The 26,774-nt window shown below is 73.8% G+C and carries 29 protein-coding genes; 15 read left to right on the top strand and 14 right to left on the bottom strand.

Features of this window, described 5'->3' with window-relative positions:
• Positions 1-168 precede the first annotated feature (168 nt).
• The 3 genes from ACZ6ZR_RS19465 (at position 169) to ACZ6ZR_RS19455 (ending at position 3,375) form a co-directional block, all read left to right on the top strand.
• Positions 169-1,215 carry a helix-turn-helix domain-containing protein gene (locus ACZ6ZR_RS19465; protein ID WP_465643887.1) on the top strand — a complete coding sequence of 349 codons (1,047 nt, stop codon included), beginning with the start codon at positions 169-171 and terminating at the stop codon, positions 1,213-1,215.
• A 178-nt stretch (positions 1,216-1,393) separates the two neighbouring features.
• Positions 1,394-1,882, top strand: coding sequence for a DUF5709 domain-containing protein (locus ACZ6ZR_RS19460; protein ID WP_465643885.1), 489 nt, complete (start codon positions 1,394-1,396; stop codon positions 1,880-1,882).
• Positions 1,883-1,914: 32 nt separating this feature from the next.
• The gene (locus ACZ6ZR_RS19455) at positions 1,915-3,375 is read left to right on the top strand and encodes an MFS transporter (protein WP_465643883.1); all 1,461 of its coding nucleotides are present in this window, start codon (positions 1,915-1,917) and stop codon (positions 3,373-3,375) included.
• A 25-nt stretch (positions 3,376-3,400) separates the two neighbouring features.
• Here ACZ6ZR_RS19455 and ACZ6ZR_RS19450 read toward each other — a convergent pair whose 3' ends face one another.
• Both ACZ6ZR_RS19450 and ACZ6ZR_RS19445 read right to left on the bottom strand, forming a co-directional pair.
• Positions 3,401-4,195 (bottom strand): family 1 encapsulin nanocompartment shell protein, encoded by a 795-nt coding sequence (locus ACZ6ZR_RS19450; protein ID WP_465643881.1) that lies wholly within the window; start codon positions 4,193-4,195, stop codon positions 3,401-3,403.
• Positions 4,196-4,224: 29 nt separating this feature from the next.
• Positions 4,225-5,250, bottom strand: a complete 1,026-nt coding sequence (locus ACZ6ZR_RS19445) for a Dyp-type peroxidase (protein ID WP_465643879.1) — start codon at positions 5,248-5,250, stop codon at positions 4,225-4,227.
• A gap of 292 nt (positions 5,251-5,542) precedes the next feature.
• On the opposite strand from ACZ6ZR_RS19445, the gene ACZ6ZR_RS19440 reads away from it, so the two are divergent.
• Positions 5,543-6,262, top strand: coding sequence for a flavodoxin family protein (locus ACZ6ZR_RS19440; RefSeq protein ID WP_465643878.1), 720 nt, complete (start codon positions 5,543-5,545; stop codon positions 6,260-6,262).
• A 46-nt stretch (positions 6,263-6,308) separates the two neighbouring features.
• On the opposite strand, the gene ACZ6ZR_RS19435 is transcribed toward ACZ6ZR_RS19440, so the two are convergent.
• Positions 6,309-7,772: an RNA 2'-phosphotransferase gene (locus ACZ6ZR_RS19435; RefSeq protein ID WP_465643876.1), complete on the bottom strand. Its 1,464-nt coding sequence runs from the start codon at positions 7,770-7,772 to the stop codon at positions 6,309-6,311.
• Between the two features lie 30 nt (positions 7,773-7,802).
• A complete protein-coding gene (locus ACZ6ZR_RS19430; RefSeq protein WP_465643874.1) occupies positions 7,803-8,081 on the bottom strand; it encodes a hypothetical protein in 279 nt (92 codons plus the stop codon).
• 225 nt (positions 8,082-8,306) lie between these two features.
• On the opposite strand from ACZ6ZR_RS19430, the gene ACZ6ZR_RS19425 reads away from it, so the two are divergent.
• The 5 genes from ACZ6ZR_RS19425 (at position 8,307) to ACZ6ZR_RS19405 (ending at position 13,439) form a co-directional block, all read left to right on the top strand.
• Positions 8,307-8,834 carry a DUF3291 domain-containing protein gene (locus ACZ6ZR_RS19425; protein ID WP_465643872.1) on the top strand — a complete coding sequence of 176 codons (528 nt, stop codon included), beginning with the start codon at positions 8,307-8,309 and terminating at the stop codon, positions 8,832-8,834.
• Positions 8,835-9,019: 185 nt separating this feature from the next.
• On the top strand, positions 9,020-9,994 hold the full coding sequence (locus ACZ6ZR_RS19420; RefSeq protein WP_465643870.1) for a helix-turn-helix domain-containing protein: 975 nt from the start codon (positions 9,020-9,022) through the stop codon (positions 9,992-9,994).
• 208 nt (positions 9,995-10,202) lie between these two features.
• On the top strand, positions 10,203-11,081 hold the full coding sequence (locus ACZ6ZR_RS19415; RefSeq protein WP_465643869.1) for an alkaline phosphatase family protein: 879 nt from the start codon (positions 10,203-10,205) through the stop codon (positions 11,079-11,081).
• Between the two features lies 1 nt (position 11,082).
• A complete protein-coding gene (locus ACZ6ZR_RS19410) occupies positions 11,083-12,414 on the top strand; it encodes an MFS transporter (protein ID WP_465643867.1) in 1,332 nt (443 codons plus the stop codon).
• Positions 12,411-13,439 carry a TolB-like translocation protein gene (locus ACZ6ZR_RS19405; RefSeq protein WP_465643866.1) on the top strand — a complete coding sequence of 343 codons (1,029 nt, stop codon included), beginning with the start codon at positions 12,411-12,413 and terminating at the stop codon, positions 13,437-13,439. The genes ACZ6ZR_RS19410 and ACZ6ZR_RS19405 overlap by 4 nt, the downstream gene beginning before the upstream one ends.
• Positions 13,440-13,448: 9 nt before the next feature.
• On the opposite strand, the gene ACZ6ZR_RS19400 is transcribed toward ACZ6ZR_RS19405, so the two are convergent.
• Positions 13,449-14,282, bottom strand: coding sequence for an endonuclease/exonuclease/phosphatase family protein (locus tag ACZ6ZR_RS19400; protein ID WP_465643864.1), 834 nt, complete (start codon positions 14,280-14,282; stop codon positions 13,449-13,451).
• A gap of 54 nt (positions 14,283-14,336) precedes the next feature.
• Here ACZ6ZR_RS19400 and ACZ6ZR_RS19395 point away from each other — a divergent pair, with 54 nt between their 5' ends.
• Positions 14,337-15,179, top strand: a complete 843-nt coding sequence (locus ACZ6ZR_RS19395; RefSeq protein ID WP_465643862.1) for a hypothetical protein — start codon at positions 14,337-14,339, stop codon at positions 15,177-15,179.
• Positions 15,180-15,294: 115 nt separating this feature from the next.
• A complete protein-coding gene (locus ACZ6ZR_RS19390; RefSeq protein WP_465643861.1) occupies positions 15,295-15,660 on the top strand; it encodes a S24/S26 family peptidase in 366 nt (121 codons plus the stop codon).
• Between the two features lie 7 nt (positions 15,661-15,667).
• Here the strand turns inward: ACZ6ZR_RS19390 and ACZ6ZR_RS19385 are convergent, their stop codons facing one another.
• Genes ACZ6ZR_RS19385 through ACZ6ZR_RS19375 form a run of 3 tightly spaced genes read right to left on the bottom strand, consistent with a single transcriptional unit; the run spans position 15,668 to position 17,951 of the window.
• Entirely contained in the window at positions 15,668-16,075 is a 408-nt protein-coding gene (locus ACZ6ZR_RS19385) for a hypothetical protein (RefSeq protein ID WP_465643859.1), read from the bottom strand.
• Positions 16,072-16,740, bottom strand: a complete 669-nt coding sequence (locus tag ACZ6ZR_RS19380) for a TVP38/TMEM64 family protein (protein ID WP_465643858.1) — start codon at positions 16,738-16,740, stop codon at positions 16,072-16,074. Before ACZ6ZR_RS19380 ends, ACZ6ZR_RS19385 begins: the two co-directional genes overlap by 4 nt.
• 26 nt (positions 16,741-16,766) lie before the next feature.
• Positions 16,767-17,951 (bottom strand): aminotransferase class V-fold PLP-dependent enzyme, encoded by a 1,185-nt coding sequence (locus ACZ6ZR_RS19375; RefSeq protein ID WP_465643857.1) that lies wholly within the window; start codon positions 17,949-17,951, stop codon positions 16,767-16,769.
• A 359-nt stretch (positions 17,952-18,310) separates the two neighbouring features.
• On the opposite strand from ACZ6ZR_RS19375, the gene ACZ6ZR_RS19370 reads away from it, so the two are divergent.
• Together ACZ6ZR_RS19370 and ACZ6ZR_RS19365 are read left to right on the top strand one after the other, a co-directional pair.
• Positions 18,311-19,726: a cytochrome P450 gene (locus tag ACZ6ZR_RS19370; protein WP_465643855.1), complete on the top strand. Its 1,416-nt coding sequence runs from the start codon at positions 18,311-18,313 to the stop codon at positions 19,724-19,726.
• Positions 19,723-20,634 carry a terpene synthase family protein gene (locus tag ACZ6ZR_RS19365; protein WP_465643854.1) on the top strand — a complete coding sequence of 304 codons (912 nt, stop codon included), beginning with the start codon at positions 19,723-19,725 and terminating at the stop codon, positions 20,632-20,634. Before ACZ6ZR_RS19370 ends, ACZ6ZR_RS19365 begins: the two co-directional genes overlap by 4 nt.
• A 67-nt stretch (positions 20,635-20,701) precedes the next feature.
• Here ACZ6ZR_RS19365 and ACZ6ZR_RS19360 read toward each other — a convergent pair whose 3' ends face one another.
• The 4 genes from ACZ6ZR_RS19360 to ACZ6ZR_RS19345 all read right to left on the bottom strand — a co-directional run bounded on the left by ACZ6ZR_RS19360 (position 20,702) and on the right by ACZ6ZR_RS19345 (position 23,443).
• A complete protein-coding gene (locus ACZ6ZR_RS19360; RefSeq protein WP_465643853.1) occupies positions 20,702-21,256 on the bottom strand; it encodes an EF-hand domain-containing protein in 555 nt (184 codons plus the stop codon).
• A 71-nt stretch (positions 21,257-21,327) separates the two neighbouring features.
• Complete coding sequence (locus tag ACZ6ZR_RS19355; protein WP_465643851.1) at positions 21,328-22,314, bottom strand: deoxyribonuclease IV; 987 nt, start codon at positions 22,312-22,314, stop codon at positions 21,328-21,330.
• 84 nt (positions 22,315-22,398) lie between these two features.
• A complete protein-coding gene (locus tag ACZ6ZR_RS19350; protein ID WP_465643849.1) occupies positions 22,399-22,614 on the bottom strand; it encodes a DUF397 domain-containing protein in 216 nt (71 codons plus the stop codon).
• Positions 22,583-23,443, bottom strand: a complete 861-nt coding sequence (locus tag ACZ6ZR_RS19345) for a helix-turn-helix domain-containing protein (protein ID WP_465643848.1) — start codon at positions 23,441-23,443, stop codon at positions 22,583-22,585. The genes ACZ6ZR_RS19350 and ACZ6ZR_RS19345 overlap by 32 nt, the downstream gene beginning before the upstream one ends.
• Positions 23,444-23,592: 149 nt before the next feature.
• On the opposite strand from ACZ6ZR_RS19345, the gene ACZ6ZR_RS19340 reads away from it, so the two are divergent.
• Positions 23,593-23,787: a hypothetical protein gene (locus ACZ6ZR_RS19340; RefSeq protein ID WP_465643847.1), complete on the top strand. Its 195-nt coding sequence runs from the start codon at positions 23,593-23,595 to the stop codon at positions 23,785-23,787.
• A gap of 152 nt (positions 23,788-23,939) precedes the next feature.
• Here ACZ6ZR_RS19340 and ACZ6ZR_RS19335 read toward each other — a convergent pair whose 3' ends face one another.
• Positions 23,940-25,142, bottom strand: coding sequence for an MFS transporter (locus tag ACZ6ZR_RS19335; protein WP_465643845.1), 1,203 nt, complete (start codon positions 25,140-25,142; stop codon positions 23,940-23,942).
• Between the two features lie 106 nt (positions 25,143-25,248).
• Between ACZ6ZR_RS19335 and ACZ6ZR_RS19330 the strand changes: the two genes are divergently transcribed.
• Complete coding sequence (locus tag ACZ6ZR_RS19330) at positions 25,249-26,436, top strand: ROK family transcriptional regulator (protein ID WP_465643843.1); 1,188 nt, start codon at positions 25,249-25,251, stop codon at positions 26,434-26,436.
• A gap of 25 nt (positions 26,437-26,461) precedes the next feature.
• On the opposite strand, the gene ACZ6ZR_RS19325 is transcribed toward ACZ6ZR_RS19330, so the two are convergent.
• Positions 26,462-26,656, bottom strand: coding sequence for a hypothetical protein (locus ACZ6ZR_RS19325; protein ID WP_345285418.1), 195 nt, complete (start codon positions 26,654-26,656; stop codon positions 26,462-26,464).
• Between the last annotated feature and the right edge of the window lie 118 nt (positions 26,657-26,774).

Below are 26,774 nucleotides of genomic sequence, written 5' to 3'. Positions count from 1 at the left end.
ACCGCCCACCCCCGTGGGGCGGTTCGCCCGGCCTCGCGGCGTTCACCACGCTACGGGCCGGGCGACGGTTCGGCGGGGGCCCGGCGCGTCAGTCAGGGGACCGTTCGTGCCAGCGCTCCGGAGGCCCGCCCGCTGCTTGTCATGCCCGCTCGCCTATGCTGCGTCCTCGTGATCGAGAACGCGCACCCGGGGACGACCTCCTCGGCCCTGGCCCGGCTGAACGTCGACGGCGCGCGCCGCCTCGGTGTCCCGGCCGACGGGTACGCGCGGCTGGTGGGCCTGGACCCCGAGCACCTGCACGACGACCGGTGCCGGCCGCCGACCACCACCAGCATCCGGATCGCCGAGCTGATGACGGTCCGGGCCCCCTGGACCGAGGTCGCCCAGGTGCTGGCCCGGCACTCCGAGGTCGGCGGCCTCGGCGTCTGGGACTACCTGATCACCTCGGCCCCGACCCCCTTGGAGGGCCTGCGGGACGCGGTCCGCTACCTGGGCGCCGTCCTGGACACCGGCACGGACAGCCTGGAGGTCACCGAGGACGGCGGCCAGGTCACCCTCACCCACGTGAACCGCGCCGACATGTCCCACGAGGGAGCGGCCGCGGTCCGGGCCTGCGCGCTCGCCCTCGTCCAGGAGCGGCTGAGCGCGGCCGCCCGGCGCTCTGTGGTGCCGGTGCGCGTCACCCTGAGCACGACGGCCCCCGGCCGGCACGGCGCCCTGGCAGAGCTCTACGGCACTCGCTCGATCGAGTTCGAGGCACCGGTCGGATCGATGACCTTCCGCGCCGCCGACCTGAAGTCCCCGACCCCGCACGCCCAGCCCGGCCTCTCGGCGGTGCTGCGACGGCACGCCGAACAGAGCCTCGCGGGCGCGGTGGCCGTCCGCGGCTGGCTGGACCTCTTCCACGCCGCCCTCGGCGCCGCCGCCGAGGGGGAGACCATTCCCACGCTGGCGCTCGTGGCACGCCGGCTCAACCTCAGCCCCCGGACCCTGCAGCGCCGCCTGGAGGACCACGGCACCACCTGGACCGCCGAGGCGGAGGACCTCCGCCGGGCCGACGTCCTCCGGCTGCTCCGGCGTACGGACCTCGGCATCGAGGCGGTGGCCGCGCGGAGCGGATACTCCGACGCCCGCGCCCTGCGGCGGGCGGTCCGCCGCTGGTACGGCACCACACCCGCCGCCCTGCGGGCGGGCACCGGCCCCGAGCGGCCCTGACCGGTCGTCAGGAGAGGCGCCGCGCCGGTTGCCGGACGCCCGATCGCGGGGCCGGGAGGCGGGCGGTCCCACCCGGTCGGCCTCTTCAGCGGGCATGCGGAGTTGCACCCGGCCCCGCCGGTAAGAAGCATGGGCATGACCGGTCACGCGGTGCCCGGGTCGTACAGGGAGGTGTCTGATGGCGGACTGGGACGAGGGGGAGGACCTCCCGGCCGAGGACGACGGCGTGCTCGAACCGGCGGACAGCCTGCTCACCGACCGTCTCGACGACGACCCGCTGGACACCGGCGTCATTCCCGCCGACGGCTACCGCGGCGCCACCGCCTACGGCACCACGGCCGCCGAGGCCAGGACCGGCGAGTCGCTCGACCAGCACCTCGCCGAGGAGGAGCCGGACACCGTCCCCGACGTGGTCGACGACCGCTGGGCCGACGGACCGTCACCCCGGGCCGGGCGCCTGCTCGGCGGTGAGGACGACGTCACCGGCTTCGACGTCGGCCCGGACGCCGGAGCCGCCGCGGCGGAGGAGGCCGCGGTCCACCTGGTCGAGGCCGACCAGGACCGCGGCGCCGAGCACGGCGAGGCCAGCCGGGACGAGTCCCTGGACGAGGCCGTCGCCTTCACCATCGCCGACGACCTGGCCGTGGCCCGGGACGAGTACCGCTGAGCCCACACCACCCGAAAGGTGACCACCCGTCGATGGCCGTGCCTCCGGGGAGAGCCGTGAACGAGGGCGCCGACGGGAGCCGCCGCTGGAAGGCGCTCGGGGTCTGTCTGCTGGTCGGCTTCATGAGCCTGCTGGACGTCTCGATCGTCAACGTCGCCCTGCCCTCGATCGACCGGGGCCTGGACGCCGGCCCGGCCGAACTCTCCTGGGTGCTCTCCGGCTACGCGCTCACCTTCGGACTGACCCTGATCCCCGCCGGGGTGCTCGGCGACATGTGGGGCCGCCGGACCGCCTTCCTGACCGGCCTGGCCGCGTTCACCGCCGCCTCGGCGGCCTGCGGCCTGGCCCCGACCGCCCTGACCCTGGTGCTGTTCCGGCTGCTCCAGGGGGTGGCGTCCGGACTGGTCGGCCCGCAGATCTCGGGACTGATCCAGGAGATGTTCACCGGCCCCGAACGCAGCCGCGCCTTCGGGTACTTCGGCACCACCGTCGGCCTGGCCACGGCCGTCGGCCCGCTGGCCGGCGGCCTGCTGATCGAGGCGGCGGGCCCGGCCGACGGCTGGCGCTGGGTGTTCTTCGTCAACGTGCCGATCGGCATCGTGGCCTTCGCCCTCGCCCTGCGGCTGATCCCCGGCCGGGCCGGCTGCGGCTCCTCGCGGGGCCGCCTGGGGCGCCGGATCGACGGCGTCGGGGTGCTGCTGCTCGGCACCGGCCTGGTCGCGGTGTTGCTGCCGCTGATCCAGGAGCAGCAGTGGAAGGGGGCGGCGAAGTGGTGGCTGATCCCGCTCGGCCTGGCCCTGCTGACCGCCTTCACCGCCTGGGAGCTGCGCACCGCCCGGGCCGGCGGCGTACCGCTGGTGGACCTGGAGCTGTTCCGCGCCGGCTCGTACGTCTGGGGTGCGGTGCTCGGGATGCTCTACTTCGCGGGCTTCACCACGATCTTCTTCATCTTCACCCTCTACCTCCAGAACGGGCTCGGCTACAGTGCCCTCGCGGCCGGACTCGCCGTCACCCCGTTCGCGGCCGGTTCGGCGGTCTCGGCGGCGGTGGGCGGACGGCTGGTGACGCGGTACGGCCGGGCCCTGATCGTGGCCGGCCTGGTCCTGGTGATCGCCGGCACGGGCCTGGCCGCGCTGGCCGTCCACCTGGCGCCCGGAGAGAACGCCGGTTGGGCGACGGCCGCTCCGCTCCTGCTGGCCGGGATCGGCTCCGGCCTGGTGATCGCCCCCAACCTGGCGCTGGCCCTCGCCGACGTACCCCTGGCGCGGGCCGGCACGGCGGGCGGCGTCCTGCAGACCGCGCAGCGGCTCGGCACCGCGATCGGCGTGGCCTGCGTCGGTGCCGCCTTCTTCGCCCACCTGGCCGCCGGCCACTCCTGGGCCTCGGCCTTCCAGGTGGGCATCCTGGTGGCCCTCGGCTTCGAGGTGGCGGCGATGGCCAGCGCCTTGGCCGACCTTCGCCGCCGCCGCGCTGCCGGCGTCGCCCCGGGCTGACGACCACTCAGCCGCAGGCGCGTGCTCAGACCAGCGGTACGGCCGCCTCGGGGGAGTAGAGGCTGAAGGTCAGCGCCTGCTGGAGGTAGAGCTCCACCGTGTCGGCGTCGTGCCGCAGGTAGCCGATCGAGAGGTCCTGGCCCAGGTGCAGCTCGAAGTCGCCGCCCCGGGTGGAGAGCAGCACGCCGCCGGTGAGCGCCGGGGCCCAGATCAGCGGGCAGTCCAGCGCGCGGGCGATGTGCTGGCGGATCGGGTAGCCGTGGTCGGAGGTCTCGTTGACCGCGGTGTACGCGTCCGCGCCCAGCAGCAGCGCGTAGGGCCCGCCGACGCCCGCCAGCCGCAGCGTGGTGAGGGCGTGGCTGACGGTGTCGGGGTAGGCGGTGACGTCCTCCGGCAGCGCCACCGGCGGGTTGTCCGCGGCGGCCCGCAGCCCGGAGATCCCGGCCTCCGGCCAGCCGTCGAAGACCGCCCGGTCCTCCGCCATGGCCATGGTCCGGGCCGCGTCCTTGACCGGCTGCCAGTCGCTGTCCTTCGACCCGCGCTCCACGTCGTCCACCGCGTCCCGGCTCAGCGTGAAACGCGTCCTCAACTCCACCACCGGCCGCACCTGGTGGGCCCGGGCCCGCAGTCCCTCGGCGGGCGGCGGCAGCGGGGCCAGGTGCCCGGTGCCGACCGCGGCGAGCGCCGGGCCGGCCGGTCCGGAGAGGTCCACCACCCGGCGTCCGGCCAGGTGCAGGACGAAGGTGCGGCGGGCCTCCTCCTCGATCTCGGACCAGGCGGCCTCGCTGATCGGGGCCAGTTCGCGGTGCAGGTTGTCCACGTGCTCACGGTGCTTTCACTGGGGGACGGTCAATCGGCCTGTACGGAAGCGGTCTTGAGGCTGCCGATCCCCAACGAGCCGTCCTTCTCCGGCTGTTGGCGCTCCGAGGGGGCGGCGGTGGCGCTCGGCCCGTCCTCCAGGAAGTCGGCGGTCGGGATGTGGAAGAGGCTGCCGGTGACGGCGGTGGAGAAGTCCAGGATCCGGTCGTGCGAGGCGTCCTCGGTGCCGAGGAACATGTTGCGCAGCATCTGCTCGGTGACCTCCGGCGTGTGGCAGTACCCGGCGAAGTACGTCCCGTACTCACCCCGCCCGGGCGAGCCGAACGGCATGTTCGCCCGGTAGATCTGCCGCTCCTCGCCGTCCTCGTCCAGCACCTGGTTGACCGCCACGTGGGAGTCCGGGGCCTGCACGCCGTCCGGCAGTTCGACGTCGGAGAGCTTGGTGCGGCCGATCACCCGCTCCTGCGCGTCCGAGCCGATCCGGTCCCAACCGTCCAGGTCGTGCAGGTACTTCTGCACGATCAGGTAGCTCCCCCCGGCGAACCCCGGGTCCTCCTCGCCGACGTACACCGCCTCCACCGCCGGGTTCCCCTCGGGGTTCTCGGTGCCGTCCACGAAGCCCAGCAGGTCGCGCTGGTCGAAGTAGGTGAAGCCCTGCACCTCGTCCACCACCCGCACCGCACCCGCCATCCGACGGGTGATCAGGGTGCCCAGCTCGAAGCAGAGGTCGGCCTGCTGCGCCCGGACGTGGAAGACCAGGTCGCCCGGGGTGGAGGGGGCGGTGTGCCGCGCGCCGCGCAGCGGCACGAAGGGATGCAGCCCGGCCGGCCGCGGCCCGTCGAACAGCCGGTCCCAGGCCTGCGACCCGATCCCCGCCACACAACTCAACCGGTCCTCCGGCCGGCGGAACCCCACCGACCGCACCAGCCCCGCCAGATCCCCGAGCAACTCCCGCACCACCGGCTCACCGCCGGCCTCCACGGTCATCACCAGGAACAGCGCGGCCCGACTCGGCGCCGCCAGCACCGGCTGCACGTTCGGCGACTTCCCACCCACGTCCGTCTCCCCTCCTCGACCACCCCCGACGGGGCAGCCCACCCAGCTTGACCGCGCCCACGCCCGATCCCGCGCCAACAGGCGGACGGATACCCCGAACGGCCCAGCCCCCGCCTGCAGCGATTCTCGACCGCTCCTCCCTGCCCTTCCCGCCTCCGAGGGCGCTCCGTCAACTGCCCCGCCCGCACTCCGTGACCTGGGCGGCGTGTCCAGTGCGGGGATCGGCGCCCGGCGTGGTGGGGTGGGGCCACCGACCGTCCGTCAGGGCCCGACCGTCCACCAGGAGCACGTGATGACGACCGATGCCGGGACCTCCTACGCCGACCTGCGTGCGGTCGTGCTCAACTGCACGCTCAAGCGGTCCCCGGAGCGCAGCCACACCCAGGGGCTGATCGACCTCAGCACCGGCATCATGGAGCGCCAGGGCGTGGCCGTCGAGGTGCTGCGGCCGGTGGACCTGGACATCGCCACCGGGGTCTGGCCGGACATGACCGAGCACGGGTGGGAGACCGACGAGTGGCCGGTGGTCTACAGCCAGGTGATGTCCGCCGACATCCTGATCCTGGCCGGGCCGATCTGGCTGGGTGACAACTCCTCGGTGATGAAGCAGACCATCGAGCGGCTCTACTCCTGCTCCTCCGTCCTCAACTCCCAGGGCCAGTACGCCTACTACGGCCGGGTCGGCGGCTGTCTGATCACCGGCAACGAGGACGGCGCCAAGCACTGCGCGATGAACGTCCTCTACAGCCTCCAGCACCTCGGCTACACCATCCCGCCCCAGGCCGACGCCGGCTGGGTCGGCCCGGCCGGTCCTGGCCCGTCCTACCTGGACGAGGGCTCCGGCGGGCCGGAGAACGACTTCACCAACCGCAACACGACCTTCATGACGTGGAACCTCCTCCACCTCGCCCGCCTCCTCAAGGACGCCGGCGGCATCCCGGCCCACGGCAACCAGCGCTCCGGCTGGGACGCAGGTTGCCGCTACGACTTCGAGAACCCCGAGCACCGCTGAGGCAGGAGCGCCGCGCTCCTGATGGTGTGTCGGATGACGTCGCGGCTCAGTGCGCGGAGAAGAGCCGGTGGAGGGGCACCACCGCAAGGGCTTCGGCCGGGACGGCGTCGATCAGCCAGGTGGTGCCGCCGGCCAGGCGGGATCCGAGGCCGTGGGCGGTGGAGGCGTCGACCGAGAGCAGGACGGTCGGGCCGTGCCGCCGTCCGGCGAGCATGGCCGTGCGGGGATCGGTGGTGAGGTGGACGGCCTTGCGGGTCATCGGCCGCAGGCCCTGACGGCGTTGGAAGACTTCGCGCAGGTTGGCCGACGAGGTGGCGTGGTACAGCGGTCCGCCCGGGACTTCGACCGCGTGGTCGTCGGGTGCCGAGGTGGTGTGGCCGTAGCCGGCGCGGATGAGGTTGTCCCAGACTTCGAAGCGCGGCTCGTCCACCGCTCGGGCCACGGCCAGCACCTCTGCGGGGGACACGGACTGTCCGCCCGCCGAGAGCGCGGCCAGCAGGTCGTCGAGCCGCGCCCAGCCCTGCGGGTTCTTGGGCAGCTGGGGATTGTGGCGCAGTTGGTAGGCGAGGGTCTTGCTGATGCGCCGCTTGCGTCCGAGGTTGAGCTCCCGCAGCGGCGCGCCTCCGGGGGCGCCGCGCCGCTCGGCCCAGGCGTCGCGCAGGGTGACGGCCACCTCGTGGACGGGGCCCCACTCGGGGTGGGCGCTGATCTCGTCCAGCAGTGCCTCGCCGTGCCCGCGGAGCACGGGGTCGCCGGCCTGATTCGTCACGCACCGCACTGCCCTGACGATCAGTGAGGCTCGGTAGACGGTCCAGATCCGTTCGACCTCCGCTTCGTCGTAGGGCGTACCGGTGCACTCGCGCAACGCCTGCACGTAGCTTTCGAGCACCTCGCGGCGGAGGTCCCAAGAGGTGGGAGGCAGAGCGGGGAAGTCGTCCGTCAGCTGGGCCAGTTCGTAGCCGACCGGCTCGTGGCCCGTCGCCTCCAGGTCGATGGCGACGGGCCTTCCGTCGTCGGTGGCGAGCCAGTTGTACGCGTGCGCGTCCCGGCGGGGGAGCGTCGGCGCGTCGGCCAGCAGGGCCCACCAGCGGTCGAAGGTCCGGTCGACCAGTCCGTCGGAGCCCTTGGGGAAGACGCTGCCGAGCGGCTTCCGGACCCGACCGCGTACCCCGGCGCGGATCTTGGAGGGCGGCGGGTCACCCGGGCGGGGAGCGGCGTGGATGTAGGCAAGGAAGACGGCCGCCCGCCTGAGCAGGTCCGCAGAGACCTCCTCCGTCTCGGGGAAGAGCAAGTCAGCCAGGACCGTGCCGTGTTCGAACCGCCGGACGGTGATCACGTTCCCGTCGGACGCAGGGTCCGCGAGACCGCTCGGCCCGTCCACGTCCAGGGTGGTGATCAGGTCGCTGGTGCGGAAGCGGGCGCCGGCGTCCACGCGGGTGAGCGCGGCCCGTACGGCCTGCGCGGTCGCGGTGTTGCGTTCGACGTTCCTCGTGTGCGTCGGCTTGAACACCAGGGTCGACGAGGCGAAGCCCAGGTGGTCCTAGACGGTGACCACGTTGCTGCGGCCGCCGAGGTTGCGACGGGTCACGTCCGGGCTGGTCATCGCCCGGGTGGCCGCCCGGGCGTAGTAGAAGCCCGCGTCACCGTCGCAGAGCGCCCGGACCCAGGAGGCCGGATCCGGGACGAGGCCCGCCAGTTGGGCCTCCAGCGCGGCTCGGTCGGCGGCACTGACGCCCGGCCGGCGCTCGGCCTCGCGGCCCAGGACGACCAGGGGTACGCACGTCGACGGGTCGGCGGCGGCCTCCCGCACGAGCCGCACCACTCCTTCGGTCCAGAAGTGGGGCGAGGCGCCCCTGACGCTCCGTCGGGTGTGCGACGGGTGTGCTACGGGCCCGGTGAACCTGGGTCGAGAGGGCATCCGAGCAGCGAAAACGCAACGTCGACATGATCGGCAAAGGCGGCTACTGTCACCGGCTCGTGGGTGATCGCCCACGGTCGCAGGGGAGTTCCGTACGGGGGACCCCGTCCAGGGAGGGAAGCCGCCATGCCCCGACTCGCGCTGTACACCTTCGGAGTCCTGAAGTCACCGCTCGCCGATCCCGGGCCGCTCACGCGCGAGCTCTACGAGAGCGGTGAGGATGTCTACCGGACGATCGCCGGGCATCCCGGGTACCTCGGGCACGCCGAACCGGTGGCGGGTGAGCCGGGCGTGCTCTTCGAGGCGGACTGGGGAGTCTGGGGGGAGTTCGCCGTGCCGGAGTGGTACGGGAAGGGGCGGACGGCGGAGACCACCGCGCTGGCCGCGACGCTCTCGCTCTGGACCGACTCGCGGGCCGCCTTCGAGGCCGTCTACGCCGGAGCGCACGGCGGGGCGCTGCGGAGGCGTCAGGACTGGTTCGAGCGGACGGGGCAGCCCAACCACGTGGTCTGGTGGGCGGCCGACGGCACCACCCCCACCTGGCGGGACGGGGTGTCCAGGCTGGAGCACCTGCGGGACCACGGGCCGGCGCCGCAGGCCTTCACCTTCCGGCACGCGTTCACCCCGGACGGCGGCCCGGCCGGGCGGAGTTGAGGCCCGGTCAGCAGGGGGGTCCACCGTCGGGCGGCCCCCCGGGTGGTGGCGATCGCCGGCCAGCGGCGTGGACGGGCATCCGCCATACGGTCCGGCTGGAGCAGGGTGTCCGGTCCATGCCACCATCCCCGGAACGCGGCCGGTGGCGGTGGGTGCCAGGGCCGCACGTCGCGGGAGGAACACGCATGGACGACGAGGACCTGCCGGCCCACCTGCGCCGGCTCGGCCTGACGCACCGTGAGGCGGAGCTGTACGGCGCGCTGTTGGGGACCGGCCCCGAGGCCGGCCCCGAGGGCGGGGGCGGGGAGGCGTACGGGACCGAGGAGGAGCTGGCGCGGCTGCGGCGGTTGGGTTTGGTCACCGTCTCGGTGGCCGACGGGCGGCGTCACGTGCCGGTGGAGCCCACCGTGGCACTGGAGTACCTGGCGCACAGCCGGGCCGCCGAGCTGCGCGCGGCGCAGCAGGCGGCGGTCAACGCCTACCGGGGGTACCGCCGTTCGGCCGGGACGCAGCGGACGGACGACCTGGTGGAGGTGGTCACCGGGGACTCCATCGTCGAGACGATCGAGACCATCGAGGCGGCGGCCGAGCGCGAGGTGCTGCGCTTCGACTCCCCGCCGTACCACACCCACGGGGCCGCCAACCCGATCGAGATCGAGAACCTCCGGCGGGGCGTGGAGTACCGGGTCGTCTACTCCCGCTCCGCCGTCCAGCACGCCGCCTACTACGCCGTGAACATCCAACCCTCCATCGCGGCGGGGGAGTCGGCCAGGATCCTGCCCTCCGTGCCGGTCAAGCTGACCGTCTTCGACCGGCGGCTGGCCATCGTCTCGATGTCCTTCGTCGAGGCCGAGGTGAACGACTCGCTGCTGCTGGTGCACCCCTCCAGCCTGCTCTCCGCGCTGACCGGCCTGTTCGAGACCTCCTGGCGGGCCGCGCTGCCGATGCACCTGGGGGAGCGGGTGCCGCCCGCGCTCAGCCCGGTCCAGCGGAGGATCGTCGAACTGCTCGCCACCGGGGTCACCGACGAGACCATCGCCGACCTGCTCGGCATCAGCCGCCGGACCCTCTCGCGGCACCTGGAGCAGCTCAACTCCCGTGCGGGGTCGGTCACCCGCTTCCAGATGGCGCTGCACGCGGCCCGCAACGGCTGGATCTGACGGACGGGCGACCGTTCGCGAGTCGTGGCAAGGCTGCGCCACTGGCGGCCGTTGGCGCCCACGGCCGGTCGCCGGGCGGTACTCCTGGTGGCCCCGACGCACCCTCTCCCCGCCAGGAGCCCCCACGTGCCCCGGTGCCGCGCACCCCCCTGCCCCGAGCTGCTCCCGACCGTCGCCCCGACTCCCCACCCCGACACAGGAGATCAGCATGTCCAGCGGAAACCCCCACAGCGCGCGGAAGACCCTCGTGCTCGCCGCTGCCCTGACGGCCACCATCGCCGGCACCCTCACCGTCACCGGCTCCACCACCTCCGCCGCGGCCACCTTCCCGCGCCCGGACCACGTGGTGGTGGTCGTGATGGAGAACCACGCCTACTCGCAGATCATCGGCAGCAGCAGCGCGCCGTACATCAACACCCTCGCCAAGGGCGGCGCCGTCCTGAAGGCCTCCTACGGCATCACCCACCCGAGCCAGCCGAACTACTTCGCCCTCTTCTCCGGCGGGACCCAGGGCATCACCGGCGACGGCTGCTACACGGTCGGCTCGATGTCCGCCGCCAACCTGGGCTCCGAACTGATCGCGGCCGGCCGGACCTGGGGCAGCTACAACGAGTCCCTGCCCAGCGAGGGTTCCACCACCTGCAAGAGCGGCAAGTACGCCCAGAAGCACAACCCCTGGTTCGCCTTCAGGAACGTGCCGGTCAGGTCGGGCCACACCTTCGCCCAGTTCCCCACCGACTTCACCCAACTGCCCACCGTCTCCTTTGTCGTGCCCAACCTCTGCAGCGACATGCACGACTGCGGTGTGGGCACCGGGGACAGCTGGATCAAGAACAACCTGGCCGCGTACGCCGACTGGGCCAAGACCCACAACAGCGTCCTGGTCGTCACCTACGACGAGGACGACCGCAACAGCGGCAACCAGATCCCCACCGTGCTCTACGGACAGCCCGTCAAGTCCGGGAGCGCGCCGACCACCAAGTACAACCACTACCACCTGCTCCGCACCCTGGAGGACCTCGCCGGGCTCACCACCCACGCGGGCAAGGCCGCCGAGGTCGGCGCCGTCAGCGGCATCTGGAGCTGACGTGTACCTCGCGGACAGCCGACGCAACGCGCCGTCCGCCGACGCCGCCCCGGCCCACGCGCCGGGGCGGCCCGCGCGGACCCTCCCCGGCAGACTCGCCCCCACCGTCCTGGCACTGGGTGCGGTCAGCCTGATCACCGACCTCTCCTCCGAGATGGTCACCGCCGTCCTCCCGCTCTACCTGGTCACCGCGCTCGGCGTCTCGCCGCTCGGATTCGGCGTGCTGGACGGGGTGTTCAACGGAGCCTCCGCCACCCTGCGCCTGCTCGGCGGACTCCTGGGCGACCAGGGCGGCGGCCGTCACAAGACCGTCGCCACCCTCGGCTACGGCCTCTCGGCGCTCTGCCGCCCCGCCCTGCTGCTGGTGCGCACCACCCCGCTGATCGGCCTGGTGCTCGCCGTCGACCGGGTCGGCAAGGGCCTGCGCACCGCACCCCGCGACGCCATGATCTCCCTCGCCACCCCGCCCGAACGGCGCGGCCGGGCCTTCGGCGTGCACCGCGCGATGGACACCGCCGGAGCCCTCGCCGGGCCGCTGCTCGCCTTCCTGATCCTGCGCGGCGCCCCTGGCGGGTACCACGCCGTCTTCACCGTCAGCTCCTACGTCGCGGCGCTCGGGGTGCTGGTCCTGGTCCTGCTCGTCCCCGGCCGGCGGCTGCGCTCCGCTCCGGGCGACATGGCCGCGGTGGCCGGCGCGGCCCGGATCCGGGTCCGCGGACTGCTGCGCCTGCCCGCGCTGCGCCGGACCACCGCCTGCGCCGCCCTGCTCGGCCTCGCCACCGTCAGCGACTCGTTCCTCTACCTGCTGCTCCAGCGGCGCCTCGAACTCCCGCTCGCCTGGTTCCCGTTGCTCCCGCTGGGCACCGCCGCCGTCTACCTGACGCTGGCCGTTCCGCTCGGCACGCTCGCCGACCGGCTCGGGCGCCGGCAGACGTTCCTGCTCGGGCACGCCGCCCTGCTGGCGGCCTACGGACTCCTGCTCACCCGGCCCGGAGGTGGCGGCGCGGCGGTGACCGCCGCCTCGGTCCTGCTGCTGCACGGGGTCTTCTACGCCGCGACCGACGGCGTGCTGGCCGCCGTCGCGACGGGCGCCGTCCCCGAGCACCGCCAGGGTGCCGGGCTCGCCCTGGTCGGCACCGGCCAGGCCGCCGGGCGCTTCGCCTGCTCCCTCGCCGTCGGCGCGCTCTGGAGTCACTGGGGCGACACCGCCACGCTGGCCGTCATGACCACCGCGCTCACCGCTGCCGTGGCGGCGGCCGCCGCCCTGCTGCGACCGACCACCCGCCGCACGGCAGCCGCGCCCGCCGACCCCTGTGAGCAGGAGCACTCATGACTCTCCGTCAGCGGCTGCTCGTCCTGCTCACCGCCACCGCCGTCCTCCTCGCGGCCGGGGCCTGGACGGTGCTGCACGCCGGTGACCCGGCTCGGGACGCCACGCACCGGGTGGGCCAGGGCGGCCCGCAGCAACAGGCGGGTGCCGTCACCCTCGGGCCGCGGCGCGGGGGGCCGCAGCTGGTCTTCCGCTCCATGGTCTGGGGCGACCGACGCGACCACCTCGCCACCGTCCCGCTCGGCGACCCCGGCGCCGTCCGGACGGTCGCGGCCCCCGCCTGCCTGCGCTTCCACGCCGCCGCCGGCACCGGCATCTGCCTGCGGGCCGAGCGCGGCCTGCTCGGCGACTCCTTCCGGGCCGTCGTCCTCGACCCGGAGCTCCGCGAACTCCGCGGCTACGACCTGGCCGGCATCCCCACCCGGGCCAGGGTCTCCCCCTCCGGCCACCTGGTCGCCTGGACGGTCTTCGTCGGCGGCGACTCCTACGCGGGCACCGACTTCTCCACCCGCACATCCATCCTCGACACCCGGACCTGGACCCTCCAGGAGAACCTGGAGACCTACGCCGTCACCGTCGACGGCCACTCCCACCACGCCCCCGACACCAACATCTGGGGCGTCACCTTCACCGACGACCGCCACTTCCACGTCACCCTCGCCACCGGCGGCCGCACCTGGCTGGCCGCGGGGGACGCCGTCTCACACACCCTCACCACCCTGCACGGCAACGTCGAATGCCCCTCCCTCTCACCCGACGGCACCCGCATCGCCTACAAGAAGCGCGTTGCCGGCCTCCCCGAGGACGCCCCCTGGCAGCTCTACGTCCTCGACCTCGCCACCATGGCCGAGACCCCGACCGCCGAACGGCGCACCCTCGACGACCAGGCCCTCTGGCTGGACGACCACACCCTCGCCTACGCCCTCCCCGGCGACGACGGCACCGACCTGTGGACCGTCCCAGCCGACGGCACCGGCGCCCCCGCCCTGCTCGCCCCCGCCGCCCTCGCCCCGGCGGTGATCTCCTGAACCGGCCTGCTAGAGCGGGAGTTCGACCACCAGGGGGAGGTGGTCGGAGACCGGGGGCCTCGGGGTCGGTACGGGTCGGTGCGGGACGGGGACGGAGGTGAGGACGTGGTCGAGTTGGAGGCGGGGGCGGTGGGCGGGGAAGGTCCGGGCCCGGGTGGTGTCGTGCCAGGTCCCGCCGAGGACGGTGGCCGGGACGGGGCCGGGGAGGTTCAGGTCGCCGAGGAGAACGTGGGGTCGGGGGAGGCCGGCGATCCAGCGGCGGACGGCGAGGAGTTGGCGGACGTTCCAGCCCGGGACGAAGGAGAGGTGCAGGGCCACCGCCGTGAACGGACCCCGGTGTCCTTCCAGCACCGCGGCGAGCGCCACCCGGGGGTGGTCCCGGACCACCCGGAGGCCGGACCGTCCGGGGGCGGGGAGGAGTGCCGCGACCGGTGGCTCCGAGAAGCGCCGGGCCCGCCAGTGCCGTACCGGCAGGCGGGAGAAGAGCGCGATGCCGTGCGAGGGCAGTTCGCCGTCGTGGCCGGCTCCCGGCGGCCCGTACACCCGCATGTCGGGCTCGGACCGTTCGCGGACCCAGCTGCGCCCCTCCCGAGCGCGGGCGTGGAACGCGGAGGCGTACCGCCACTCCACCGGCCCGAGCCCCTGCGCGACGGCGAGCGCCTGATCGACCTGGCCGGAGCGCTCCTGGAAGCGGTCCAGCTCCTGAAGCACCGTCACCTCGGCGTCCAGCGCCGCGACGGACTCCACCAGCGGTTCGACCGGTACCGGTTCCGCGTCGGAGCCCGGGACCCGCCCGTGCAGGACGTTGAAGGTCGCAAGCCGTACTGTTGCGGGGTCGATCATCCCCTGACGCTACCTCAGGGCAAGCTGATCGCCGACGGAACGGGGGAGACGAGGGTGATCGAGACGATCGTCGCCGTGGTGGGGGCGCTCAGCACCTTGGCGGGCGTGGGCATCGGCGTGGCCGGCTACCGGAGCCAGGCCGCCCTGGTGCGGCTTCAGAGCGAGCAACTCCGGCGCCAGATCGAGGATTCGGGGCGGGCCCAGCGGCTGGCGGAGGCCGCCGAGCGACGGGCGGAGGAGGCCGAGCGGCGGGCCCGGGAGGCGGAACGGCGGGTGGAGCAGGGGCGTGAGCGGCAGCAACTCCTGGTGCACGCCCGGGGCTTCACCCTGGAGGCGGCCGGCGACGTGGTGCGGGCCGGCCACCGGGGCCCTCATCCCGTGACCCAGGTGCGGCTGTACTGGCGGGACACGGAGCTGACCCCGGACGGGCGGGGTCTCGACCTGTCCCCGTCGGCGCAGGACGTGGCCGTTCCCGTTCCGGGGCTGCCCGAGGGCACTCGGGTGCAACTCGCCGACATTCGGGCGGAGTTCACCGACGTCCACGGCCGCCGCTGGCGCCGCCGGGGTGACGGCGCCCTCCTCCTGCGGACGGCCGACGGGCGGTGGGACGACGAGCCCACCCTCTGGCTGGACGACGCCCCGGTCCAGGTGAACCCCGGGTGGGAGCGGCCCGTGCCGGCCGGGTTCCCGCCGGTGTACGGGTGGCCGGCGGCGCAGGGCGGTCCGGGTACCCACCCCCGCCGGAAGCCCAACCGGATCCGATCGGCCCCAGTGGTACCCGGTGCTCCCGCTCCCGCGCCCGCTCCCGCGGGTGGTCAGTCGCCGTCGCGGTTCCCCGTCCTGGCCCTGTTCGCCGTCGGGATCGGCGTCGCCTGCCTGCTCTTCCTCGCCCTGTAGCGCCGCATCGGGCAACGAGGCCGCATGGACGTCCGTCGGCGGAGCGGAACCTGACGACGGGTCGGGGCCGGAAAATGGAGTGGGAGCGGGCTGGCGCTGCTGGGAGGATCGCCGGATGGGTGCATTGGATGGGGTGGCGGCCCGGGTGGCCGCCGGTGCCGTGGTGGAGTTCCGGCCGAGCGGCGGTTCGATGGTGCCGCTGATCCGTAGCAGGCAGCTGGTGACCGTCGCCCCGGTCGACCCGTCGAAGGTCGAGGTGGGTGACATCGTGCTGGCCCGGGTCGCCGGGACGGTGTACGTGCACCTGGTCTCCGCCCTGGACCGGACACGCGGGCGCGTGCAGATCAGCAACAACCGCGGCCGGGTCAACGGTTGGACCGGCTACGACCGGGTCTTCGGCATCTGCACGGCGGTCGACGGCGCCGCCCGCGCCGGTACCACGGCGAAGCTCAGGGCGGTCGGCCCCGAGGGACGGGCCTGAAACGGACTCAGCCGTCGCGCCGCATCCACGCGTTGAGCGGGGAGACCTGAAGGGTGAGGGCGCCCGCGAGGTTGAGGACGCGGACGGAGCCGGTGCGGAAGCGGACGGTGAGGCCGTCGGCGAAGTCCTGGGCGCCGAACTGGTGGCGGACCTTGCGGGCGGAGCGGATCGACTCGCCGACGAACGGGGTCATGGCGAAGCCGGGCGGGTCGTCCTGTGCCGTCGGGTGCCCGGCCCGGGGCTGGTCGAGTTCCAGGCCCAGCCCATCGGCCGACGCGTGGAAGTGGACGGGGCCGAGGCCGTCCAGGTGCCACCACATGTCGTGGAGGGCGGGCTCGGGCTCCTGGGGGTGCCGCCAGGAGACCGTCACGCGCAGCAGGGTGCGGCCGGCGAGGTCCTCGGGGGTGATGATCATCCGGTGATGCTCTCACGCGGCTCGGCGGCCCGGCCGGCACGGGCGGTGTGCCAGAAGGAGTAGAGGCTGCCCGCGCTGAGGAGGGCGACAGCGGAGGCGGAGATGAGGAAGGCGGGGGAGGTGGGGTCGGAGGCGCTGGCGCCGGCGGTGACGTAGGCGGCGGTGCCGGGGACGACGCCGAGGACGGTGGCGGTGGTGAAGGGGAGGGCGCGGACGCCGGAGAAGGCGGCGCCGTAGTTGGCGGCCTGGAACGGGATGCCCGGGATCAGGCGGAGCAGCAGGACCGAGCGGAAGCCCTGGTGGGTGAGGCGGCGGTCCAGGGCGGTGAGGACGCGGCCGCGCAGCAGCGGGCGGACGGCGTCGCGGCCGAGGGTGCGGCCGAGGGCGAAGGCCAGCAGGGCGCCGAGGGTGGTGGCGGCGACCGCGACGGGGATGCCCTGGGCGGCGCCGAGGAAGAGGCCGGCGGCGGCGTTGAGGGCGGGCTTGGGGACGAAGGCGACGGTCGCCACCGCGTAGACGAGCAGGAAGAGCGGGGCCGGGACCCCGCCCTCCAGCAGTTCGGTCGGGCTCCAGAGCAGGAGCGAGCCGGCCGCGGCCGCGAGCACGGCGAGCAGCGCCCCGAGGCGGAGCCAGGGCGAGCGTGCGAGGCGGGCGAGGGCTGTCACCTGGGGAGCCTAACGCGGGCGGGCGGTCAGACGGCGGGCAGGGGCAGCGGCAGGGGCAGGGCGTCGAGCAGGCGGGACAGCTCGGCCTCGGTGTTGTAGTAGTGGACGGAGGCCCGGACCACCGTGGGCAGGCCACGGGCGCCGAGGTCCCACTGGGCGCTGGTGGCGTGGGAGACGGAGACGTTGACGTCCCGGGAGCGGAGCAGTGCGGCCAGGTCGACGGGGTCGTGCCCGTCCACGGTGAAGCTGACGATGGCCGAGCGGCGCAGCCCCTGGTCGTGGACGTGCACGCCGGGCAGCGCGGCCAGGCCTTCGCGGAGCCGGGCGGCCAGCGCGGTGACCCGGCGCTCGATGGCGTCCAGGCCGAGGTCGAGGGCGGCGTCCACCGCCACGCCGAGGCCGATCTTGCCGGCGTAGAAGGTCTCCCAGGTTTCGAAGCGGCGGGCGTCCGGACGGATCTCGTACGACTCCGGCCCGGTCCAGGTGGCCGCGTGCAGGTCGAGGAAGGGCGGCTCCAGACGCTCCGTCAGGTGGCGGGAGGAGTAGAGGAAGCCGGTCCCGCGCGGGCCGCGGAGGAACTTGCGGCCGGTCGCGGTGAGCAGGTCGCAGCCGATCTCGGCGACGTCCACCGGGAGCTGGCCGACCGATTGGCAGGCGTCCAGCAGGTAGGTGACGCCGTGCTCCTTCGCCACCTTGCCGATCTCGGCGGCCGGGTTGACCAGGCCGCCCTGGGTGGGCACGTGGGTGACGGCGATCAGGCGCACCCGCTCGTCCATCATCGAGCGCAGCGCCTCGACCGAGAGCTGCCCGTACTCGTCGTCCGGGACGGTCTCGATGCTCACCCCGTACCGGCGGGCGGTCTGCAGGAAGGCGATGGCGTTGGAGGCGTACTCGGCCCGGGCGGTGAGGATGCGGTCGCCCGGGGCGAAGCGGAGGGAGTAGAAGGCCATGTCCCAGGCGCGGGTGGCGTTCTCGGTGAAGGCGATCTCGTCGCGGTCGGCGCCGATCAGGCGGGCCAGCGAGTCGTAGGTGTGCTCGATCCGGTCCTGGTCGGCCATCGCGGCCTCGTAGCCGCCGATGGTGGCCTCCAGCTCCAGGTGGGAGGTGACGGCGTCGAGGGTCCGGCGGGACATCAGGCCGGCCCCGGCGTTGTTGAGGTGCGCCTTGTGGGCGCAGCCCGGGGTGTCGCGGCGGAGCTTCTCGACGTCCATGTCGGTGCGGCCTCATTCCGGTAGGGGGCGGCTGCCGCGCACCACGATCCCAGACCGGGAGCGGCACCGGGAGGGGAGGCCGAACGGTGGCAGGACGGCGGGCGGACGGGTGAAAGGCGCCGGTGGGCCGAGTCGGTGACCTATGGTCAGCTCTTCCACGGGCGGGCTGCTCCGTTGGGGCGGGGGGTGGTGCCCTGGGTGGCCGGAGCGCGGGGGTGGCGAAGGGGGGAGGGGCGGGGAGGTCACGGGCGGGCCGGTCATCTCTTCGGGTGGTGGGCGATTTGTGGCGAATTCTCCCTGGGCGGAGAGTGAGCGGCCGTCCCCTTAGAGCAGCCCTTCCCGAGAGCGAGGCGATCCGCATGTCCGTGCCACCCGTCCCCTTCGCACCGGGGAGACTCCCCGGACTCGGCCACGCCCCGGCCCTGCTCCGTGACCCGCTGGGCTTCCTCGGCTCGCTCGCCCGGGTCGGCGAGGTGGTCCGGATCGGTCTCGGGCCGCGCACCGTCCACGTGGTCACCGGCCCCGCCCTGGTGCACACCCTGCTCACCCCGCTGGCCCGCTCCTGTCCGCGCGGCGCCGTGCAGCAGACCCTGCGGGACGCCTTCGGCGACGGCCTGCTGATGAGCGAGGGCACCGCCCACCGCGACCGCCGCCGCTCGCTCCAACCCGCCTTCACCGCCGAGCGGGTGGCCGGGTACGTCCCGATGGTGGAGCGCCTGGCCCGGGAGCGGATCGGCGGCTGGCACCCCGGCCGCACCGTGGACGTGGCGCGCGAGATGAACCACCTGGCACTGGAGATCGTCACCGCCACCCTGTTCGGCGCCCGGCTGCGGCCCGGGCACACCGACGCCTTCCACCGCGCCCTGCCCGAACTGGTGAAGGGTCAGATCCTCCAGTCGCTCTGGCCGCACCCGGCGCTGGCCCGCCTCCCGCTGCCCGTCAACCGCCGCTTCGCCGCCGCCGTCCGGGTGCTCAACCGGGTGGTCGACCAGGCCGTCCGCACCCCCTCCCAGGACGAGGCCGGGCCGCTGCTCGCCCTGCTGCGCACCGCCACCGACCCGGCCACCGGGCGCCCGCTCGACGAGCACGCCGTCCGCTCCGAGGCCATCGCCATGTTCGGCGCCGGCACCGAGACCGTCTCCACCACCCTGACCTGGCTCTGCCAGGAGCTGCTCGACCACCCCGAGGTGCACCGCGAGCTGCTCGCGGAGATCGGCCAACAGCTGGCCCCCGGAGAGGAGTTGTCCGTCCGGGCGATCGAACGGCTGCCCTACCTGCGCCGGGTGCTGCGCGAGGTGCTGCGGCTGCACGCCCCCAACGCCTTCCTGATGCGCACCGCCGCCGAACAGGTCCGGCTCGGCCCGTACACCGTCCCCGCCGGGGCCGAACTCCTCTACAGCCTCACCGCCCTGCACCGCGACCCGTCCCGCCACTCCGACCCGCTGCTCTTCGACCCCGACCGCCCGCTCTCCACCGAGCGGCACGCCTTCCTCCCGTTCGGCGCGGGCAAGCACCGCTGCATCGGCGAGGCCTTCGCCTGGATGGAGCTGGCCGTGGTCGCCGTCACCCTGCTGCGCACCTGGCGGCTGCGGCCGGTGGCCGGGGCGAAGGCCCGCGAGGTGGTGTGGACGACCGTGCAGGCCCAGGGGGTGCGGCTCAAGCCCGAACGGCCGGCCACCACCCGGCTGCTCCCCGCGCCGGCCGCCGCGCCGGCCGCCGAGAAGCCCGCCTTCGAGAGACCTTCCCGGCGCACGGCCCCGGCGGGACGCCGGTGAACTCCACGCTCGACACCCGCAACCACGAGGACCTCCGGCACCAGGACTGGCTGCTCCGGCACGGCCTGCTGCGCCGCCACGGCCTGGAGCGCTACCGGGCCTACGGCCTGCCGGAGCTGATCGACCTCAGCTACCCCGGCGCGCCCGCCCAGGAGCGGCGGCTGCTGCTGGACGTGCTCGGCTGGTTCACCCTGCTGGACGACCACTTCGACGGCCCGCTCGGCCACCATCCGCCCAGCGCCGCCGAGTTCACCGGCCGGCTGACCGCCGTGACCAGGGGCGGCGGCCGCCCACGGATGCCGGTGGTGCCGCCGGAGGACCGGGGCGACGCGCTGCTCGGGGCCTGGACCGAGCTCTGGCACCGGCAGTGCCAGGGGCGCAGCGGCCGCTGGCGCCGCCGCGCGGCCCGGGACTGGGCGGACTGTCTGCGCAGCTTCGTCACCGAGACCGAGCACCGCAGCCGGGGCACCCTGCCCGGCGGGCTGCCGGCGGTGCTGATGCGCCGTCACGCCAGCTGCCTCTACCCGTTCATGAACCTGCTGGAGCGGGTGGCCGACCGGGAACTGCCGCGCGGGCTCTGTCTGCGCTCGGACTGGCGGCGGCTGCGCGCGCACACCGCCGACGCGGCGACGCTGATCAACGACCTGTTCTCGCTGGAGCGCGAGGAGCGCCAGGGCAACGGGTTCAACACCGTCACGCTGCTGCGCCGGGAGTTCGGCCTGAGCCGGGAGACGGCCCGGCGGGTGGTGGCGGACCGGACGGCGGGCCTGCGGGCCGAGAGCGAGCTGCTGCGCAGCGGGCTGGTGCTGCGTCACCCGGGCGCCCGCTGGTACCTGGAGGGGACGAGACAGCTGGTGGACGGGGTGTACGCGTGGACCAGCGCGAGCCGGCGCTACCGCTCCTCCTGAGGGCCGGGCGGTGACGTCGTGGTGGTGCCCCCCGCTCCACCACGGCGTCACCGCCGCGCGGCCCGTGTCAGCGCAGCGGGCCGAACAGCCAGTTCCCCGGGGTGTCCGGCTCCTCGCTGGTGTAGTACTCCTCGACCGCGTGGCAGACCTGATTGAGGCTGATCGCGCCGTCCCCGTCGGTGTCCAGCATGGTGAAGGCGACCTCCAGCTTCTCCTGTCGCAGGCCCAGCGTGCGGCCGTACATGGTGATGAACTGCTCGCGGCTGAGCCAGCCGTCGTCGTCGGTGTCGCACAGCTCCAGCCAGGCGCGGAGCATGGTGTTCATCCGGCCGAGGAAGCCGTCCCGGTCGGTGGCGACCGCCTTGCGGACGCCGGCCCGCCACTCCTCCCGGTCGATGGAGCCCTTGTGGCCGGTGTCCATCGGGATGAGGTCGATGTCCCAGAGGGCGGCGAAGGCACCCTCCAGTCGGGACACCACGCTGAGCGAGTGGCTGTCGAAGGCGGAGCTGAGGCGCGAGGCCAGCGAGATCAGGTCCTCTTCGCGGATGTGCCCGTCCTGGTCGGTGTCCAGCATGTCGAAAGAACGGTCGAGCTTCTGGTCGAGCACGGTGTGCGTGGTCATTCGGGTTCCCCTCCCCGGCCCCTCCGGGCCGTCGGTCGCCCGGGACCTACCCTGGCGTCGGGGGCCGAGTCTCACTCGTTGGAGTGGTTTGACTGATCGTCAGACTGATTCGTTCCGAGGGGAGTTGGGTTCCGCAGGGATTTGAGCAGGGCGATGTCGGCGGCGTGCCGAGCGCCCTCCACCCGGGCCGGGTCGTGGCGTCCGTCCGGGGTCTCGATCACGAACGGGACGCCCTCGGTGGCGGGGTGGGCGAGCAGGGCCGCGAAGGCGGCCGCGCCGATGTGCCCGGCGCCGATGTTCTGGTGGCGGTCCTTGCGGGCTCCGGCCACGTCCATCGAGTCGTTGGCGTGCACCAGCCGCAGGCGGCCGGGACCGGCTGCGGCGGTGAGCGCGTCCAGTGTCTTCGTCACGCCCTCGGGATCGGCCAGGTCGTGCCCGGCGGCGAAGGCGTGGCAGGTGTCGAGGCACACCCCCACCTTGGGGTGGTGGTCCAGCGCCTCGACGTACGCGGCCAGGTCCTCCATCCGGGAGCAGAGCGAGCTGCCCTGCCCGGCGGTGGGCTCCAGCAGCAGCCAGGGCGCGTCCTCGCCGAGCGCGTCGAGCTCGTCCAGCAGGGGCCGGACGTCCTCGCGCACCTGGCGCATCGCGGCCGCGTACCGGGAGCCGCCGTCCGGCTCCCGCCCGACGGCGGAGCCGGTGTGCACCACCACGCCGAGGGCACCGATCCGGTGACCCCGGCTCAGCGAGTGGCGCAGGGAATCGGCCGAGCGCTCCCGGGTCGCGGTGCTGTCCGAGCCGAAGTTGATCAGATAGGGCGCGTGCACGTAGGCCGGGATGCCGGACTCCGCGCACGCCGCCTTGAACTCCTCGTCGCGGGCCGGGTCGCCGGCCGGCGTGGCCCAGCCGCGCGGGTTGGCGACGAAGACCTGCACGGCCTCGGCGCCGACCCGCTCCGCGTACGCCAGCCCGGTCCCGACCAGTCCGCGGCCGGCCACCGGTACGTGGGCGCCGACGGGGTTGCGGAGGGCGGGCGGGGCGGGCGGAGCTGCGTGGTTCATGGCCCCGAGGGTAACCGGGCCGTCGTCCGGATCGACGGCCGGCACCCGGGGGCGGGTCGGGGTGGGACGGGGCGGAGGCCTGGATCAGACCTCGAAGCCGGCGGCCCAGGTGGCGAACGCGGCCCAAGCTGTGGTGCCGAACTCCAGGTGCGGACCCTCCGGGTCCTTGGAGTCGCGGACCGGGACGACGTCGTGCGCGGCGGAGAGGTTCAGGGCCGGCTGCACGCAGTTGCCGCCGGACGCCCCGCTGTAGCTCGACGACTGCCAGTCAGCTCGGTTCAGCTCGCTGTTCGTCAGCATGGTGTTGGTGCTCCTTAGCTACCTTTTCAACGAGGTTCAGCGACGCTTCCGGTGACAGTGCGTCAGCCCGCGCCAGGTCGTAGGAGAGCCTCAACTCTCTTACTCTGTCGGGGTTTTCGACCAGCACACCGGTATGCGGCGCCTCGACGTACCCCGTGTCGGGGGTGCCGTCGGTGAAGGACATTAGCGTCATCGAACCCTCAAGCAGCGCATGCGCCCCACGGGACGTCTCCAGTACCTGGATCACCACCATTCTTGACCGGACCAGGCCAAGCAGCTTCGTCAACTGATCGGCCATCGTGTCAAAACCGCCCACCGGTCGACGAATGGCATTTTCCGAAAGAAGCCACCACAACAGCGGACGTGTTGGACCTGCGAGCAGTTGTTGTCGTCCTAGGCGCGCTGCGACCTTCTCTTCGATCAGTTCCGGTCTGGCCAGGGGCAATCCGGCTTCGAAGACTGCCCGCATGTACCCCTCGGTCTGACCGAGTCCGGGAATCAGGTCCCCGCCGTACTCCAGCATCTGGCAGGCCCGGGGCTCCAGTTCGGCGTACGACTTGAAGAAGCTCGGGAACTGGCCGCGGGTGACGTGCGGCCAGAGCTTCGAGAAGATCCCCGCGGCGTCGAGGGTGGCGTCCAGCCGCTCGGCGAACTCCCGGGTCGGGGTACGGCGCCCGGTCTCGATCTGGCCGATCAACGAGCCGGTGTAGCCGAGCAGGTCGCCCAGGCCCTCCTGGCTGAGTCTGGCCTTGGTGCGGTGGTCGCGGAGCTCCGAACCGAAGAGCGCCAGCATGGATTCGGACGGGTCGAGCTCACGCGGACTGGGCATCTGTGGACGGTCCCCCGGTCTGTCGGATCGGTTGTTGGACCGTCACCTCTGGCCTTGGTAGCTCTCCGTGTCGATCCTGTTACCAAGCTAGTCGATCGACTTCCCGGTCGGCAGGACAACGAGGCAGTGCGCGACAACGGAGGTCGGCGATGGGTGAGTTGACGGAGCGGGTGGCCGAGCGGGTGCGGGTCAGGGGCGAGTACGGCAGCCGCCGGGACTTCGACCGGGCCGAGTACGTCTCCGGTGCCGCACTGTCCTTCGGCGAGTGCGGGTGTCCGATGCCGGACTGCCCGATCCGGGCGGGCGACGGCGAGCGCCTGCGCCTGGACCGCCGGATGCCGTGACCCTCCGGACGGGGTGACCCCGCAGGGCGAGCGCGGCCGGGGAAGGGGCGGCTCCACCGCCCGCCGCACGGCGGCCCGCGACCGGCACCCCCAGAGAGCCGTCGGCCCCTCCTGGCTGCATCCGGGAGGGGCCGACTTCTCCGCCTGCGGGCTCAGTGGGTGACGCGCTCGACCCCGACGTCCTCGGGCACCCCTGCCTCGCGGCGGTCCTGGCGCAGGGCGCCCGCGCCGAACACCAGCGCGGCGGTCAGCGCGGTGACCACGGTGAAGGAGACGGTCAGCGAGCTGGTCTGGGCGATGCCGCCGACGATCGCCGGGGCGACCAGCCCGGAGGTGTAGGTGATGGTGGCGACGCCCGCGATCGACCGGCTCGGGTCGCCGCCGGTGCGGCCCGCCGCCGCGAAGGCGAGCGGGACCACCACCGCGATGCCGACGCCGATCAGCGCGAAGCCCGGGATGGCGGCCCACGCCGAGTCGGTGGCGATCACCAGCAGCCCGCCGGCGGTGGCCAGGGCGCCGCCGAGGCGGACCGAGCGGACCGCGCCGAGCCGCTGCACCGCCAGGTCGCCGAGCAGCCGGGCCACCGTCATGGTGGCGGCGAACGCGGTGTAGCAGGCGGCCGCCACGCTGGGCGAGGCGCCGGTGACGTCCCGCAGGTAGACGCCGCTCCAGTCCATCGAGGCACCCTCGGCGAAGACCGCGCAGAAGCCCACCAGCCCGATCGCCAGCGCCGAACGCGGCGGCAGCGCGAAGCGCGGCGGCTCCTCCGCCCCCGCGGCCGGCCGGACGTCCAGCAGCCCGCCGCTGACCGCGTACCCGGCGCCCGCCAGGACCAGTGCGGTGAGCGCCAACTGGAGCCGGGCGTCGAACTGCTGATGCGCAGCCAGCACGCCGAAGCCGGAGGCCAGCAGACCGCCGGCGCTCCACATCCCGTGCAGGCCGGACATGATGGAGCGCCCGTGGCGCTGCTCCACCTCGACGCCCTGGGCGTTCATCGCCACGTCCGACATCCCGGAGGTGGCGCCGTAGACCAGCAGGGCCAGGAAGAGCAGCGGCAGGTTCGGGGCCGTCGCGGGCAGCGCCAGCGACAGGCACCAGAGCACCAGCAGCCAGCGGACGGCCGCCAGGGCCCCGTACCGGTGCACGATCCGCCCGGCGAGCGGCATCGCCAGCGAGGCGCCGACGGCCGGGGCGACCAGCGCCAGGCCGAGCTGACCCGGGCTCAGGTCGAGGTGGTCCTGGATCCACGGGATGCGGCTGACGAAACTGCCGGTGACGGCACCGTGTACGGCGAAGACCAGGGCGATCCGCACCCTGGCGCGGCGGACCTGCTGACCGGACTCCATGGTCTCCATCCTGAGACCTCCCCCTTCGGGCTGACGGGTTGGGTGGGTGGTGGTGGCAGGGCGATAAGCTATCAGGAAGGGACCCTGATAGATAGCTCTGAGAGGATGCCGTCCCATGACCATCGCGCGCACGGCCACGCCGAGCACCGCCCGCGCCATCAACGACCGCCTGGCGCTCGACCTGCTGCTCGCCCAGGGGCCGCTCACCGCCACCGAGCTGCGCGGCCTCACCGGCCTCTCCCGGCCGACCGTCGCCGACCTGCTGGAGCGGCTCCAGCGCGGCGGCCTGGTCACCGTGGTCGGCGAGAGCGGCGAGCAGCGGCGCGGGCCGAACGCCCGGCTCTACGCCCTGGTCGCCGACCGCGCGCACCTGGCCGGGATCGACGTCCGGGCCACCGGGGTCACCCTGGTGGTCGCCGATCTGACGGGCCGTACGGTGGCCACCGCCGAGGTGCCGGCCGGTCCTGAGCACGGCGCGGACCTGACCGGCCGCACGCTCAAGGCGCTGGCCGAGGCCTGCGCCGGGGCCGGGGTGCGGCGGCTGCACACCGTCGCGGTCGGGGCCCCCGGGGTGGTGGACCCGGCCACCGGGGAGCTGCACAACTCCGGTCAACTGCCGCGCTGGCACGCCGAACTGCTGGCCGGTCTGCGGGCCGAGCCGGAGATTGAGGTGCTGCTGGAGAACGAGGTCAACCTGGCCGGGATCGCCGAGCACCGGATCGGCGCCGCCCAGGGGCGGGAGGACTTCGTGCTGTTCTGGCTCGGCCACGGCACCGGCGCCTCGGTGGTGCTCGGCGGCCGGCTGCGCCGCGGCGCCTCCGGCGGCACCGGGGAGATCGGCTTCCTGCCGGTGCCCGGCACCGGGGGGCTGCCGACCGCCGACGGCTGTGACAACGGCTTCGACGCCACGGTGAGCAGCCGGGCGGTCGGCGAGCTGGCGCTGGCCCACGGGCTGACGGTCCCGCAGGGCGGCCCGGTGGAGCGGGCCGAGACGGTGCTGCGGGCCGCCGTCGAGGCGGACGGTCCCGCCGAGACGGCCTTCCTGGCGGAGCTGGCCGAGCGGATCGCGATCGGGGTGGCGGCGGTCTGCGTGGTGCTCGACCCGGGCTGCGTGGTGCTCGGCGGCGAGCTCGGCCGGGCCGGCGGGGCGGTGCTGGCCGCGCTGGTGGAACGGCGGCTGGCCGGGCTCTGCCCGTTCACCACCGAGGTGCGGCCGGGTGCGGCGGGGGGCGGCGCGGTGCTCGCGGGCGCGGTGCTCACGGCGGGCGACGCCGTCCGCCGGGACTTCTTCGGCGAGCCCTGACCCGTCGCTCTCGCTCGGTGGTGGGTCAGGCGGCGGGGGAGCGCAGGGCCGGCATTCCGAGGGCGACGGCGGCGAGCAGGCCGGCGACCACCACGACCGTCACGAGCAGCCCGCCCAGCACCCGGCGGACCGAGCGCGGCTCGGGCTCCGGCGGGGTGACGTTGCTCTGGTAGCGCTCCGCCTCGGCTATGAAGGCGAACGGGACGGGCTCGGGTGCCATGCTCTGCTGCTCCTCGGGGACTTCCGGGTCAGGGGCTCTCCTGCCCGTTCTGTCCAGTTTAAGCCTGGTAAAACCCTGACTGGCCGTTACCTGACGCCGCCCCGGATGCGGCAGGATG

The sequence above is a fragment of the Kitasatospora sp. NPDC088742 genome (assembly GCF_055584905.1).
The sequence above is the reverse complement of the archived record's forward strand: the minus strand, read 5'-3'. Positions and strand labels throughout refer to the sequence as shown.